We start from the raw sequence: 14,072 nt of genomic DNA on the forward strand, positions 1-14,072 counted from the left end.
CGATGCCCGTGGACGTCCTCCCCTCCCCCGCCGACCTGGCCCTCGCCCATCCCGCGCCGCAGGCTGTGGCACGGCACCGCGAAGTGGTGTCCGACGTGGTCTCTGGACGAGATCCTCGACTGCTGGTCGTGGTCGGGCCGTGTTCCGTGCACGACACCGATGCCGCGCTGGAGTACGCGCACCGGCTGGCGCGGGAGGCCGAACGGCTGCGGGACGACCTGGTGATCGTCCTGCGCGCCTACCTGGAGAAGCCGCGCACCGTGGCGGGCTGGACCGGGCTCCTCACCGATCCGTCGCTGGACGGCAAGGGGGACATCGCGTCCGGAGTGCGGCGGGGCCGTGCCTTCCTCGCCGACGCGGCGGCCACCGGGCTGCCGCTGGCGTACGAGTTCGTCGACCCGATGCTCGCGCACCACGTGGCCGACCTGGTCAGCTGGGGCGCGATCGGCGCCCGCACGGTGGCCTCGCAGCCGCACCGGCACCTGACGTCGTGGCTGCCGATGCCGGTGGGGCTCAAGAACTGCGTGTCCGGCGACCTCGGCACCGCCGTCGCGGCCGTGCGCGCGGCACGACTGCCGCACGCGTTCGCCGGGATCGGCCACGACGGCAGGCTGACCACGTTGCGCAGCACCGGAAATCCCGACGCGCACCTCGTGCTGCGCGGCGGCCGGACGCCCAACTACCGGGCGCCGGAGATCGCCGCGGCCACGCGAGCGCTCACCGACGCGGGACTGCCGGCGAGGCTCGTGGTCGACGCGTCGCACGGCAACAGCGGCAAGGACCACGACCGGCAGCCCGCCGTGGTCGAGGACCTCGCGGCGCAGATCGCGGACGGCGCGGACATCGCCGGGGTGATGATCGAGTCCTACCTGGCCGACGGCAGGCAGGACGAGCCGCTGCGGCCCGACCTGAGCCTGACCGACGCCTGCCTGGGCTGGACGCGGACGGTGCCGCTGCTGGAGCTCCTGGCCCGCGCCCACCGCTAGCCGGGTGAGCCGGCGAGCAGCCGGCTCCACGACCCGACGGTCGGGTCCTCCATCAGCTCCATGAAGGACACCGAACTCCCTTGGCCGCGCAACACGTCCGCGAGCGCCATCAGCCGCATGGAGTCCAGGCCGTGGTCGAGCAGGTTGTCGTCGTCGCCGATGTCGCCGGGCGGGATCTCCAGCAGCGCGGCGACCTGCCCGCGCAGGCGGTCCGTCGTGGTCACTGCCGCTCCTCCAGTCCCAGCGCGCCCAGCAGGGTCGCGAACTTCGCGGTGGTCTCGGCCAGTTCCGCCTCCGGCACCGACCCGGCCACCACTCCCGCGCCGGCGAACAGGCGCACCGCGGTGCCGTCCACCTCGCCGCACCGGATCGCCACGACCCACTCCCCGTCGCCGCGGTGATCGGTCCAGCCGACCGCGCCGGTGTAGCAACCGCGGTCGAACGGTTCCAGCTCGCCGATCAACGCCCGCGCCGCGGCGGCGGGAGTGCCGCACACCGCCGGCGTCGGGTGCAGGGCCACCGCGAGGTCGAGCGCCGTGGCGTCACGGTCGCGCACGGTGCCCGTGACGCGGGTCGAGAGGTGCCACATCGACCGGGTCGGCAGCAGCTCCGGGTCGGCGGGCACGACGAGGTCGCGGCACAGCGGGGCCAGCGCGTCCGCCACGGCCGTCACCACCATCGCGTGTTCGCGGCGGTCCTTGGCCGAGCGCAGCAGCTGGGTGGCGTTGCGGCCGTCCGTCGCGGGGTCGGTGCCGCGGGGGCGCGATCCCGCCAGCGGGTTCGACGTCACCCGGTCACCCCGGCGGCTCACCAGCAGTTCGGGACTGGTGCCGACGAGTGTGCGGCCCCCGGCGCCGGTGGCGAACGTGTAGCCGTGCGGATCCCGCGCGGACAGGGCGGCGACCAGCCGGCCGACGTCCACGGGGTCGTCCGCGACCAGGTCCAGGCACCGGGCCAGCACGACCTTGTCCACGGCTCCGGCGGCGATGCTCGTCAGCGCGCGGCGGACGGCCTCGACATACGCGGCCGCCCCGTCGTGCCGCACCGACCACCGGCCTCCGGCGGGAGCCGCCGACAGCGTGAGCGGCGGTCTTCGGTGCACCGCGGACGGGACCATGAGCCGTGCGGGCACGTCGGGCCGGAACGGCAACGCGCCGACCACCACGGCGTCCGGGCGGGCCAGCGCGGCGCGGGCGGCGGGAAGGTCGAGCGCGGCTCCCGGCCCGTCCGCGACCAGCACGCCGCCCGGCGTGGTCAGCAGGAAGTCGCCGGCGCGGTAGGCGCACTCGGGCGCCACGGCGGCAGAGGACTCGGCGACGAGCACCGGCGGCTCCGATCAGCAGTGCGGCAAATGTCAGACAAAGGGTAGGCTACCTATAACGGAATTGGCGAGGTCTCTGGCCTCACTGCGGAGAGAGACCACATGCGCCTGGGGGACCTGGTCCTGGACGTCCGCCCGCTGCGGGAGAGCCGCGACTTCCGCTACCTCTTCCTGGCGCGGCTGGTGTCGTTGTTCGGGATCGGGTTCACGGCGGTGGCGGTCCCGGTGCAGGTGTACCGGCTGACCGGGTCGTCGCTGCAGGTGTCGCTGGTGAGCGTGGCGATCGTCGTGCCGATGCTCGCGGGCACGCTGGCGGGCGGCGCGCTGGCGGACCGGGTGGACCGGCGGCGCCTGATCGTCTGGGCGCGCGGCGGTTCCGTGCCGGTGTTCCTGGCGCTCGCCCTCAACGCCGTCGCCGACTCCCCCCAGCTGTGGGCGATCTACGTCTGCGTGGCGGCGAACAGCGTGCTGGCCGGGCTGAGCGCCACAGCGTTGATGGCGGCGACCCCGGCCCTGGTCGGCCGGGACCAGCTCGCGGCCGCCGGGGCGTTGATGGCCATCACCGCCGAACTGGGCGCGATCGCCGGGCCGTCGCTGGGAGGCGTGCTCATCGCCGCGTTCGGCTTCACCGCCAACTACCTGCTCGCCGCCGCGGCCACGCTCGTCACTACCTCGCTCGTCGCCCTGGTCCGCCCGCTGCCGCGGACCGGGCCTCCGCCGTCGCGGCCGTTGCGGTCGATCACCGAGGGACTGCGGTTCGCGCTGGGCAGCAGGGTGATCACCGGCCTGCTGCTGATCGACCTGTGCATCGCCCTGTTCGCCACGCCGTTCGCGCTCTTCCCCGAACTCGCCGAGCGCACGTTCAACGGCAGCCCTGGGGTGGCGGGTCTGCTCTACGCCGCGCCCGCCGCCGGTGCGCTGGTGGCGGCCGTGGCGAGCGGGTGGACCGGACGCGTGCGGCGCACCGGGCGGTTCCTGGTCGGCGCGACGATCGCCGGCGGCCTCGCGGTCATGGGTTTCGGGCTGAGCGCCGGGGTGCTGTGGGCCGCGCTCGCGTGCCTCGCCGTGCTGGGCGCGGCCGACACGACGTCGGAGATCCTGCGCCGGTCCCTGTTGCAGCACCACACCCCTGACCACCTGCAGGGGCGGGTCAGCAGCCTGTGGCTCGCCCAGACCAACATCGGACCGGCGCTCGGCAACTTCGAGGCGGGTCTGCTCGCGCGCGCCGTCGGGCCGGTCGCGGCACTGGTCGCGGGCGGGGCGGTGTGCGCGGTGAGCGCGGCCGGACTGGCAGCCGGCTCCCCCGCCCTGCGCCAGGCGAGCCTGCGCGACGCGGGGTCCGGCGACCTGCCGGACCCCGCGCCCGCACGATGAGAACCCTCAGCGCAACCAGGCGTGGTCGCGCACGAACGGGAGCCGCGCCCACACCGCGCCCAGCCCCAGTGCGGTGCCGGACGGGGTGAACGCGAGCAGCAGCCCGACCAGGACGTAGACGAGGTGCTGGTCGACGACCGGGTTGTTGGCGAGCGGCAACGAGGTGAACCACAGCGGCGCGAAGATCAGCGCGGCACCGATGCCCGCGACCCGCGTCGCGACGCCGAGCAGCAGCGCCAGCCCGCCGAGCACGAGGCCGCCGACGAACAGGACGTCGACCACCACGTTGCCGGCCAGCGGTCCCATCACGGCCGCGGCGGGACCGTCCAGGTTGCCGAGGTAGCCCTTCGTCGGCGAGACGCCGGACAGCACGGAACGCTCCGCCGGTGTGGCGAAGCCCAGGCCGAACACCTTGTCCAGCCCCGCCCACAGCATCACCCAGCCGAACACGATCCGGACCAGGCCGAGCAGGACGGCGGCGGGACGGGTGGACACGGCGGGTCTGTCGAGCGCGGTCGTGGTCATGGCAGCTCCTCCACAGGGATTCGGTTCAGGGGTCTGACGTTCGGTTTCTCACTTTGGCGTGGCGCCCACCAGGCGGACGCCAGTTCGGCCAGGCCGTCCACGAGTCCCCCGCGCCAGCTGACCTTGTCGTGGCCGGCGCAGTACTCCCGCAACGTCACCTCGTGTCCGCGGTCCGCCAGTGCGGACCGCGTGTCCCGCGTGACCGGTCCCATCCCCCACTCCTGGGTGCCGACCTGCAACGCGACCCGGACGGGCTCGGCGCCCGGCAGGTCGCGCAGCCACTCGCCGGCGCGGAACCAGAACGAACCGGACTGGGCGAGCACGGCGCCGAAGACGTCCGGCCTGGACAGTCCGGTGTGGACGGCGGCCAGTCCGCCGAAGCTCTGTCCCGCAACGATCGTGCGGTCACGCCCGTACCGCATCGCCGCCGACGGCAGCACCACGTCGGCGAGGTGGTCCGGCAGTGCCGGGTTGCACCCGAGGTCGGCGAGCCTGCCTGCGGGCGAGGTGCCGACCAGGAGCACGTCGAGAGGCGGCAGCACCGCCGAGGCCTCCGCGGCGTCGAGCACGGGCCGGATCGGGTGCTCCGCCGCCCACGTGTGGCCGTCCAGCAGCACCAGGACCCCGGCCGCCTTGCGCGCGGACCTGTGCAACCACACCGGATGCGAGCCCGGTACGGCGAGTTCGTGGCAGCGCCGCGGATCGGGGTCGGCGTCCACCCAGTGCTGCTCCGGCGCGTCGTCGAGCTCGGCGACGGACGTGACCGTGCCGCTCTGCCGTCCCACCATCGCGTTGCGCGCCAACGGATCCGGCTCGGAGTGGCGCATCAGCTCGTCGCGGCGCGACCGTCCGCCGAGGTGCGGCGGAGCGGGCAGCGGGCCGAACCGGTAGCCGCAGCGCCAGTCCGACGGCAGCCGGAACGTCGCGCACCAGACGTCGGTGCCCGGGACGCGGTCCAGCGCGCACGACGCCAGCTCGTCGTAGTCGGTGAACTTGTTGGCGTGCAGGAGGACGAAGCGGGCGGGCCACCCGTCGACGAGGTGGTCGCGCCACAGGAACGTGACGGCGCGCCTTCTCGGGTCGCCCAGCGGATCGGGTTCGACCAGCGGGGTGCCGTCGCGTTCGGCGGCCTCCCAGAACTCCGGTGCCGAACGCGGATCCGCCACCAGCGCGGCGACCCGCGGGCTGGTGGTGCGCTCGACCGGTTCGGACCGCGCGAAAGCCGGGCGCTGATACGCTGACGAGGAGACGTGGTCCATGGCGCGAAGAGAGACTTTCATGATCGGTCCGACGGCTGTCGGCGTGTTCGGACGGGCCTGAGCAGATGCCACGCAGACCGCGGTCGGAGGAGATCTCCGAGTGGATCAAGTCGCAGATCCAGGACGGCACCTGGCCGCTCAACTCGCGCATTCCCACCGAGGTCGAGCTCTCGGAGTCGCTCGGCGTGGGCCGCAGCACCATCCGCGAGGCCACCAAGGTGATGGTCAACAACGGGATGCTGGAGAGCGCGCCGGGCCGGGGCACGTTCGTGCGGTCCCGCAACGCGATCAACGTGGTGCTGCGCGACTACCTGGAGCAGCAGCCGGTGATGGACGTCGTCGGCCTGCGCCGGGCGCTGGAGGTCGAGGCGAGCGGTCTCGCGGCGGCCAACTGCTCCGAGGAGGACCTGGCGCGGCTGCGCAAGTCGGCCTCGGGTGACCGGCCCGACCTGCGGCCCGCACCCGCGAGCCCCGGCAACCCGCAGTCGCCCGGCTCGTTCCACGCCGACGTCTTCCGGGCGGCGGGCAACCCGCTGCTGACCGAGATGTTCGAGAGCGTGATCGCGGTGCTGTGGCGCGGAAAGCTGGTGCCGGGCCCGAAGAGCGAGCGCGACGCCGACCACGCGCGGCTGCTGGAGGCGATCACCGAAGGCGACGTGCAGGGTGCGCGCGAGGCGGCCGCGTTCCACGTCGACCGCGACTTCCGCCTGCCGGACTGACCTCATCGCCGCACCCTCCGTTGCCGGGCGAGCAGCCACGCCAGGTACAGGCCGCCGACCGACCCGGTGACGACACCGACCGGCAGCTGCACGGGGCTGAGCAGGTCCTGCGCGATCCGGTCCCCCGCCAGCACCAGCAACGCGCCCATCGCGGCGGCCCCGGTCAGCCCGGCGCCGGTCGTGCGCACCAGCCGTGCCGCGAGCTGCGGTGCCGCGAGGGCCACGAACGCCACCGGCCCGGCCGCCGCGCACGCGATCGACACCAGTCCCACGGCGACCGCGATGGCACCCACCCGCGTCCGGGCCGGCCTGCCGCCCAGTCCCGTCGCGATGTCGTCTCCCATCGACAGCAACGACAGCGACCGCGACAACGCGAACGCGACGGGGATCAGCGCGCCGACCCCGAGCAGGGTCGGCCAGACCCGGTCCCACGTCATGCCGTTGAGCGATCCGGCGAGCCACTGCGCCGCCGTCTGCGCGGCCCCGAGCGAGGCGCGCACCAGCAGCATCGAGTTCACGGCGGCCAGTGCCGCGCCGACGCCGACGCCCACCAGCACGATCCGGTGCCCGGTCACCCCGCCCCGCCGGGCCAGCAGGTAGATCAGCACCGCGACGGCGACCCCGCCCGCGACCGCTCCGGACGCGACCGTCGTGGGCGAGCCGCCGAACACGATGATCGCGACGAGCGCGCCCGTGGCCGAGCCGGCCGTGAAGCCGGTGATGTCCGGGCTGCCCAGCGGGTTGCCGGACACCACCTGGAACACGGCCCCGGACATCCCGAGCGCCGCACCGACCGCGGCGGCCGCGACGATCCGGGGCAGCCGCACGTCGACCACGAACACCGAGGCCAGCGGATCGTCGGCACTGCCGAGCAGCGCGGCGAACGATCCGGCGACGGTGTCCGGGTAGTCGCCGGTCACGACGCCCAGCGCCGCGACGAGAGCACAGGCCACGACCAGGGCCGACACGCCCAGCACGGCTCGCACGCGGACCCGGATGACGACGGGCCCGGTCTGGACGACCACTGGCGCCCTCACACGCCCACCGCCGTCCTCCGGCGCACGAGCGCCACGAACACCGGCGCCCCCAGCAACGCCGTCACGACGCCGACCCCGAGCTCGGCCCGGCCTCCCCCGACCAGCCGTCCGGCGGTGTCGGCGAACAGCATCAGTGCCGGCCCGGCCACCAGCGACCAGCCGAGCACCCTGCGCAGGTCCGGCCCGACGAGCGCGCGCACGAGAAACGGCACGCCCAGCCCGACGAACCCGATCGGGCCCGCCGCCGCCGTGGCCGCGCCGCACAGCAACGTCACCGCGAGCATCGTGCCCGCCCGCACCTCTCTCGCGCGCACGCCGAGCGAGGCGGCCGCGTCGTCGCCGAGCGCCAGCGCGTTCAACGCGGGCGCGCACACCAGCCCGGCGACCAGTCCGGCCGCGAGGAACGGCCCGGTGGCGGCGATGATCTCCCAGCGTCGTCCCTCCAGGGATCCCGTGGCCCAGAAGCGGAACTCGTCGAGCGCGGCCTGGTCGGCGAGGATCACCGTCTGCACCAGCGATCCCGCCGCCGCGCTGATCGCCACGCCCGCGAGCGCGAGCCGTCCGGGCGTGGAGAACCCTCCCGCCGCGCCCAGCAGGTGCACGACCACGGCGGCGGCCGCGGCTCCGGCGAACGCGAACCACAGGTAGAACCAGACCCCGGTCACGCCGGTGACCGAGACGGCCAGCACCACGGCCAGCGCCGCACCCGCGTTGATGCCGAGGATTCCGGGATCCGCCAACGGGTTGCGGGTGAGCGACTGCATCAGCGCGCCCGCCGCGGCCAGCGCGGCACCGAGCAGCACCGCCAGGACCGTGCGCGGAACCCGTTGCTCCACCACGATTCCGGCGGCGGGATGGGCGGGGTCGGTCAGCGCCGCGAGCACGTCGCCGAGCGGCACCGGGTTCGACCCCACCGCGAGGCTCACCGCGACACCGGCGACGAGCAGTCCGGTGCCGCTCAGGGCGAGCGTGGCGGTGGCGGGTCTCATCCCTCGTGCTCCGGCGGGCGCCTGCGGGCGAGCAGCACCAACGCGACCGCGAGCACCGCGATCACGCCCGCGCCGCCGAGCACCCACACCATGACGCCGGACAGTGACGACTGCTGCGCGACCGGAACCGGTTGGGGCACCGAGCTTTCCACCGTCGTGGCCACCGCCTCGGCCGGCGTGGTGGTGGTCGCCGGTGGCGCGGCGGACGTCGGCGCCGGGGCGGCCGTGGTCGGGGCGGGTGCCTGCGTCGGCGGCGGCGCGACGGGGGCCTGGGGCGTGGCCAGCGTGAAGTCGGACTGGCCGCGCGAGGTGAACCCGCGCACGCCCTGCTGGTTGCCCTGGCCGTCCAGAATCGGTTGGGAGGCGAGGAAACGCAGCCAGTGCTGCCCCGCGGGCAGGTCGGCGGGCAACGGGATCTCGCCCGTCACCGTGCCGTTGGCGGTGACCTTCTGCTTGTGCACGACACAGGCGCCGTGCACCGCCGAGGCCTCGCAGTACCTGCCGTCGTCGATCTTGACGCTGACGATCTCGCCCGCCGGGAACCCGCCGAGCGTGAACGTGATCCGCTGCCCCGGCGCGGCCGAGCGCGGCGAGACGGTCGCGGTCGTGCCGGGGGTGTCCGGTGAGGCGCCGTCCGGGGGCACGGCGAGCGCGGGGCTCGCCAGCAGCACCGTGGCGGCCAGGGCCAGCAGGACTCTCATCAGGAACCACCTTCCCGGCGAGGACGCGTGGTCGCGGCGACGTAGAACACCCCGCCGAACGCCAGCAGCAGCACGGCGGTGCCCAGCACGAGCCGCGTGGGCGCCCCGGTCGCCGCGAGCTCACGTCCGGTCGAGCCGGTCGAGCCTGCCGCGACGGTCACGTCGTCCCAGCCGAGCAGCTTGCCGGTGCGGTCGAGCACGGCGACCTTGTGCGCTCCCACCGGCAACGCGAGTCCGGCCACGGACGTCGTGACGGACTTGGCCGCGTCGGCGGCGAGCCACGTGACCGGGCGCGGTGACGGGTCGTGCACGTACAGGAAGACCCAGTCCCCCGCGGCCGCCGCCGGGGTCGTGACCTTCAGCGAGCCGACGGTCAGCGTCGCCGTGACCCCGCCGCGCGCGGCCTCGGTCAGGTCCTCGGTCGTGTCCAGCGGGTCGGGCACACCGGCGGGCTTGCCCGGTCCGGGCGGGGCCGGGGTGTCGCCGCCGGTCACGGTGAACTCGCCGCTCTCCACGGAGCGCGGGGTGTCGCCGGGGGCGAGCGTGCCGGTGAGCAGGCGCAGCCTGTGCGCGCCCGCCGCGAACGCCGGGGCCGAATTCGCGTTGGTGGGCAACGTGATCGTCGCGTCGAGGGAACCGTCGGCGGCGGCGTTCACGATCTGCCAGATGGTGAGGTTCGCGTGCACGCCCTGGCCCGCGAGGTGGCTGACGGCACCGTCGTCGATCTTCACGGCGATGGCCGAGCCGCCGCCGGTGGGGTTGCACCAGCCGGACCCGGTGAGCCGCAGGGTGCCGCCGATGGTCGCGGACGGCGGGACCTGGACGGTGGCCGCGCCACACGCCTGCTGAGCCGCTCGCGCGGCAGGAGGGGGCGCCGCGGGAGAGGAGAGCGGAGCGGAGGAAGGTGCCGGCGCACCGCTCGATGGCACGACCGCGGTCTTCGTCCCGCCCTCCACCGTTCCGGGCGTCACCGTGCCCGGCAGGCCCGTTCCGGTCTGCTGCGCCACCGCCGGCGTCCCCAGCCCCAGCACCACGGCCGCCAGCGCGGCCCCTGCGATCACTCTCATGCGCCCAGCGCCTTCCGCACGTCGTTCACGATCCGGTTCATCAGCAGCGGCCCGCCCGTGGACGTCCACAGCGAGCCGTCCACCAGCACGACCTGGTTCTTCCGGTTGGCCACGAGGTCCGCGAACCCCGGCACCGCGCGCGCCTGCTCCAGCGCCGCCCTCGCACCGTCCACATCGGACGTCCCGCCCGCGCCGGGGTTGCCGACCGACGAGCCGCCGAGCGTGCCGAAGAACATCCAGTCGGCGTCGACGTCCTCGATGTTCTCCAGCGACACGGGTTCGCTGTGCCCGCGGCCGACGCGGTCCTGCGCGGGCGGGCGGCGGAGCTCGAGGTCCGTCAGCGCCACGCCGGGAGGCAGCTCCTTCAGGATCAGCGCGGCGGACGAGCCCTGCCAGCGCACGATCGAGAACGTCTCGCCGGAACGGTCGCCCACGGCGGCGGAGGCGTCGGCCACCGCGCGGTCGTAGTCCGCGAGCACCTTCCTGCCCTCCTCCACCTTGTTCAGCGCGTCGGACAGGTGGGTGAAGGTCGTGCGCCAGTCGCCGCCGGCGTGCCCGACGTACGCCGTGGGCGCGATCTTGCGCAGCAGCTCGATCACCGGTGGGTTGTTGTTGATCGAGCTGCCGTCGACCAGGATCAGGTCCGGCCTGGCCTTGCCGATCGCCTCGAAGTTCGGCTGGGCGACGGTGCCGAGCACCGGGATGCCCCCGCTCACGTCCGCCAGGTACCCGGGCAGACCCGCCTGGCCCCGCCCGGACGTGGCGCCGACCGGTCGCACGCCGAGGGCGAGGGCACCGTCGAGGGTCGGTTCGCTCAGCACGACGACCCGCTGCGGCGAGACAGGCACCTGCACCGAGGTGCCCTCGATGTCGACGACGGTCCGCGTCGGCGCGGCCGGACCCTGCTGCGGCGCGGCGCACCCCGAGAGCACCGCGACGACGGCCAGTCCGGCGAGCAACCTGCTAAGCACGACCCGCTCCTTCCTTGACGCCCTCGGCGCGGGCTTCCGCGACGGCGGCGGCGAGCCTGCGCCGGTGCCGTCCGGCGTTGAGCGCGATGGCGGTCGCCACCGCCACGGCACCCAGGCCGATCACGGTCCACAGCCACGGCATCGCCCACGTGCGCAGGTCGGCACCGACGCCCTCGGGTCGTGCTGGCAGCTCGTCCGCGCCCAGGACCACGGGGTCGACCGAGGCCGAAGTGGACAGTGCGAAGAGCGCGGGCACGTTCTCCAGGCGGGTGATCGCGCGGTAGCGGAAGCCGGGCAGGATCTCCGGGAGGTCGCCGACCTGCACCACCCGCTCGCTCGTGCCGAACGGCCCGGCGACCCGCACCGAGGCACGCCCGCCGAGCCGGACGTTGCCGGTGTTGACGACGTCGAACCGGACGGTCAGCGGCCCGGTCGCGCCCGGTTCCCAGCCGCCCGCGTAGTCGGCGTCGAGCTCGGCGACCTCCAGCCGTGCGGTGACCTCGCCGTCCACGCGCAGGTGCACGCGGGCGCCGATGCGGCGTTCGACGCCGACCTGGTCACCGGACGCGGCCAGCGCGGCGACGATGCCCGCCGGGTGGTCACCGGGTTTGGCGCCGGCGGGCACGGTGAGGGTGAACGGCACGGTGCGCTTCTCCCCCGCGCCGAGCGTCAGCTCGGACACGCCGAGCTCGATCCACGCACCGGAGTCGGCGGGCGCGCGGTCCCCGGTGAGGAGGTCGAACACGCCCTCGTCGGTGGTGACGCCGTCGCTGGAGTACAGGCGGAAGGACGCCGGCGCGGCGCCGAGGTTGGTGACGGTGACGTGGTCGTCGACCGAACGGCCACCGGCGAGGTCGTAGCGGAACGACACCCTGCCGTCCGCCGAACCGTCCTCTTTGGACGGCGTGACGGACCAGGTGACCTGTGCGGGCTGGGCGATCGCGGGCGCGGCGGTGAACAGCCACAGCGCCGCGAGCAGCACGGCCAGTGCACGACGAGGCCGGTGGCCACGACCGAAGTCGCGGCCACCGGACGGAGAAGCCGTCTCGTGCACGGTCAGTCGACCGGGAACAGCGAGACGGTCACCGTGGCGCGGTAGGTGCCCGCACCCGTGTTCGACGGCACGGACAACCGCAGGTCCGCGCCCAGCTGGGCGGTTCCCGCTCGTCCTGCCGCACTCGCCGTGGCCAGGGCCGACGGCGACTTGAGACCCGCGCCGCCGTCCAGCAGACCGGCGACGGCGACACCGGGCAGCAGACCGTCGCGCGGCGTCAGCACGCGCGGGGTCCAGCCGAGGTGCCCGGCGTCGATCGTGGCGCCGTCGGAGGCGAACCCGCTGCTCTGCGCGGACACCGCCCAGCCGCCGGCGACCTCGCCGCGGTTGTCGTCCACCCGCACCGACGGCAGCGCCCCGACGAACTCCAGCCGTCCCGCCGCACCGCCACGCGTGAGCGCGACGGACGAGGCGGGGTCGACGGTGAGCGTCAGCGCGCCGACCGGCTGACCGGGGTCCTGCTCCGGCACGGTGACCGTCACGGGAATGCCCGCGTCACCCACGGGATCCGGGCCGGGACCGGGGCCAGGACCAGGGCCGGGTCCGGGGTTCCCGCCGCCGGACGGGGTGATGCGGAGCAGGGAGTCGTGCGGCTGGCTGCCATACGTGCCCCGGTCGACCACATAACCCTTGCCGTCGAGGACGGTCACGAAGTTGGGGTGTTCGTCCTGCACGGTGTGCACGACCGCGTTCGTGGTCGTGTCGATGATGCTCACCGTGTTGGCGAAGAAGTTCGTGACGTAGGCGAGCTTGTTCCGCTCGTCCACGTCCACCCCGAGCGCGCCGGACCCGGTCGGAATGCTGGTGACGTGGGCACCCGTGGCGGCGTCGAGCACCGTCACGTCCGCCGAGTCCTGGTTCGCCACGTACACGCGACCGCCACCGACCGCGACGCCGGAAGCCCTGCGGGCACCCGGAAGCGCGTGGTAGGTGACCTGACTGGTGGTCGTGCTGATCGCCGCGACCTGGTTGGTGTCGAGCAGCGCGGCGTAGAGCGTGCCGGTGCTCGCGTCCAGGTCGATCGCCATCGGCTGACCGGTGAGCGCGATGTTCTCGCCCCGTTCCTGCGTCACCGCGTTGAAGCGCGCGATGTACTTGCCGTACACGGCACTCACGAACACGGTGTCGGTGGCGGAGTCGACCAGAGCCTCACGGCCGTGGTTGACGTCCTGGAACGTCTTGACGTGCGCACCGGTCGCCTGGTCGTAGACGGCGACGCGGTTCAGCCTGGTCGAGGTGACCCAGACGGTGTTGCGCTCGTCGTCGACGTCCAGGCCGTACACGGCCTCCACAGTGGACGACGCGTCGTCCCACGGCACCCGGTACGACTCCAGCACCGCGAGGGTGTCGGGGTCGACCTTGAGCAACCGGGAGGTCTGCACGGGCGGCGGACCGGCCTGGGTCACCCAGAACACGTCGTTCCTCGCGGAGTACGCGATCTGGTACTGGCCCATGCCACCGCGGACCTTGTCGACCGTGAACGTGCGTTCGGTCGGCGTCTTCTTCTCGGTGACCGTGAACTCGGCGCCGAGCGAACGCGGCGCGTCCCCCGCCGTCATGCTGCCGGTCAGGAAGCGAACGCTGTGCTTCTGGCCGACGGCCCACTCCGCGGTGGAGTTGGTGAGGTCGGGGAAGTCCAGCCGCGCGCTCCACGTGCCGTCCGCTGCCGCCGCGACGACCGCGTAGATCGTCTTGTTGGCCTGCACCGCACCCGTGACGGGGTGCGTCACGTCGCGCTTGGTCGACACCGCGCCCTCGTCGAGCTTGACCGCGAGGATCGAGCCCGCCGAGCCGTTGGCGGTCTTCCAGCCGGTGCCGGACAGTTCGATCGCGGCACCGAGTTCGACCTCGGTGGGCACGGTGTAGGTGACGGTCGGGTCGGTCGGACTGGTGTACGTGGCCGCGGCGGCGGACTGGGCGGTCACGACGGCCAGGCCGCCCGCTACCAGCGTGACGGCCGCCGCGGCTGCGGCTGTGCGCCGCACCACGCCACGCGTCCAGGTTCTCGTCTTCATCAGCGGGGGTTCCCTCTCCGCTTCTCGATCCGGCCACTGCGGCCGGTTAGGCGC

General features: G+C 74.0%; 14 protein-coding genes. 3 read left to right on the forward strand and 11 right to left on the reverse strand.

Annotated features, from left to right (window positions below; genetic code table 11):
- The first annotated feature begins 2 nt into the window (after positions 1 to 2).
- Positions 3 to 986, forward strand: a complete 984-nt coding sequence (locus ACFWNN_RS03570; RefSeq protein ID WP_382438247.1) for a 3-deoxy-7-phosphoheptulonate synthase — start codon at positions 3 to 5, stop codon at positions 984 to 986.
- Here the strand turns inward: ACFWNN_RS03570 and ACFWNN_RS03575 are convergent.
- The gene (locus ACFWNN_RS03575; protein WP_382438248.1) at positions 983 to 1,210 is read right to left on the reverse strand and encodes a phosphopantetheine-binding protein; all 228 of its coding nucleotides are present in this window, start codon (positions 1,208 to 1,210) and stop codon (positions 983 to 985) included. The genes ACFWNN_RS03570 and ACFWNN_RS03575 overlap by 4 nt on opposite strands.
- Positions 1,207 to 2,310 carry an isochorismate synthase MenF gene (locus tag ACFWNN_RS03580; RefSeq protein ID WP_382438249.1) on the reverse strand — a complete coding sequence of 368 codons (1,104 nt, stop codon included), beginning with the start codon at positions 2,308 to 2,310 and terminating at the stop codon, positions 1,207 to 1,209. Before ACFWNN_RS03580 ends, ACFWNN_RS03575 begins: the two co-directional genes overlap by 4 nt.
- Before the next feature lie 99 nt (positions 2,311 to 2,409).
- On the opposite strand from ACFWNN_RS03580, the gene entS reads away from it, so the two are divergent.
- Entirely contained in the window at positions 2,410 to 3,681 is a 1,272-nt protein-coding gene (gene entS / locus ACFWNN_RS03585; protein ID WP_382438250.1) for an enterobactin transporter EntS, read from the forward strand.
- A 6-nt stretch (positions 3,682 to 3,687) separates the two neighbouring features.
- Here the strand turns inward: entS and ACFWNN_RS03590 are convergent, their stop codons facing one another.
- Together ACFWNN_RS03590 and ACFWNN_RS03595 are read right to left on the reverse strand one after the other, a co-directional pair.
- Positions 3,688 to 4,206, reverse strand: a complete 519-nt coding sequence (locus ACFWNN_RS03590) for a DoxX family membrane protein (RefSeq protein WP_382438251.1) — start codon at positions 4,204 to 4,206, stop codon at positions 3,688 to 3,690.
- Complete coding sequence (locus ACFWNN_RS03595; RefSeq protein WP_382438252.1) at positions 4,203 to 5,486, reverse strand: enterochelin esterase domain-containing protein; 1,284 nt, start codon at positions 5,484 to 5,486, stop codon at positions 4,203 to 4,205. The genes ACFWNN_RS03590 and ACFWNN_RS03595 overlap by 4 nt, the downstream gene beginning before the upstream one ends.
- Positions 5,487 to 5,530: 44 nt before the next feature.
- On the opposite strand from ACFWNN_RS03595, the gene ACFWNN_RS03600 reads away from it, so the two are divergent.
- The gene (locus ACFWNN_RS03600; protein ID WP_382438253.1) at positions 5,531 to 6,184 is read left to right on the forward strand and encodes a FadR/GntR family transcriptional regulator; all 654 of its coding nucleotides are present in this window, start codon (positions 5,531 to 5,533) and stop codon (positions 6,182 to 6,184) included.
- Positions 6,185 to 6,186: 2 nt separating this feature from the next.
- Here the strand turns inward: ACFWNN_RS03600 and ACFWNN_RS03605 are convergent, their stop codons facing one another.
- Genes ACFWNN_RS03605 through ACFWNN_RS03635 form a run of 7 tightly spaced genes read right to left on the reverse strand, consistent with a single transcriptional unit; the run spans position 6,187 to position 14,018 of the window.
- Entirely contained in the window at positions 6,187 to 7,221 is a 1,035-nt protein-coding gene (locus ACFWNN_RS03605; RefSeq protein ID WP_382438254.1) for a FecCD family ABC transporter permease, read from the reverse strand.
- Complete coding sequence (locus ACFWNN_RS03610; RefSeq protein ID WP_382438255.1) at positions 7,218 to 8,210, reverse strand: FecCD family ABC transporter permease; 993 nt, start codon at positions 8,208 to 8,210, stop codon at positions 7,218 to 7,220. Before ACFWNN_RS03610 ends, ACFWNN_RS03605 begins: the two co-directional genes overlap by 4 nt.
- Positions 8,207 to 8,911: a hypothetical protein gene (locus ACFWNN_RS03615; protein WP_382438256.1), complete on the reverse strand. Its 705-nt coding sequence runs from the start codon at positions 8,909 to 8,911 to the stop codon at positions 8,207 to 8,209. The genes ACFWNN_RS03610 and ACFWNN_RS03615 overlap by 4 nt, the downstream gene beginning before the upstream one ends.
- Positions 8,911 to 9,978: a hypothetical protein gene (locus tag ACFWNN_RS03620; protein ID WP_382438257.1), complete on the reverse strand. Its 1,068-nt coding sequence runs from the start codon at positions 9,976 to 9,978 to the stop codon at positions 8,911 to 8,913. The genes ACFWNN_RS03615 and ACFWNN_RS03620 overlap by 1 nt, the downstream gene beginning before the upstream one ends.
- Positions 9,975 to 10,949 carry an ABC transporter substrate-binding protein gene (locus ACFWNN_RS03625; protein ID WP_382438258.1) on the reverse strand — a complete coding sequence of 325 codons (975 nt, stop codon included), beginning with the start codon at positions 10,947 to 10,949 and terminating at the stop codon, positions 9,975 to 9,977. Before ACFWNN_RS03625 ends, ACFWNN_RS03620 begins: the two co-directional genes overlap by 4 nt.
- Positions 10,942 to 12,003 (reverse strand): hypothetical protein, encoded by a 1,062-nt coding sequence (locus tag ACFWNN_RS03630; protein WP_382438259.1) that lies wholly within the window; start codon positions 12,001 to 12,003, stop codon positions 10,942 to 10,944. Before ACFWNN_RS03630 ends, ACFWNN_RS03625 begins: the two co-directional genes overlap by 8 nt.
- A gap of 2 nt (positions 12,004 to 12,005) precedes the next feature.
- Positions 12,006 to 14,018, reverse strand: coding sequence for a YncE family protein (locus tag ACFWNN_RS03635; RefSeq protein ID WP_382438260.1), 2,013 nt, complete (start codon positions 14,016 to 14,018; stop codon positions 12,006 to 12,008).
- Positions 14,019 to 14,072: the final 54 nt, after the last annotated feature.

It is taken from the genome of Lentzea sp. NPDC058450 (assembly GCF_042721395.1).
GTDB lineage: Bacteria > Actinomycetota > Actinomycetes > Mycobacteriales > Pseudonocardiaceae > Lentzea.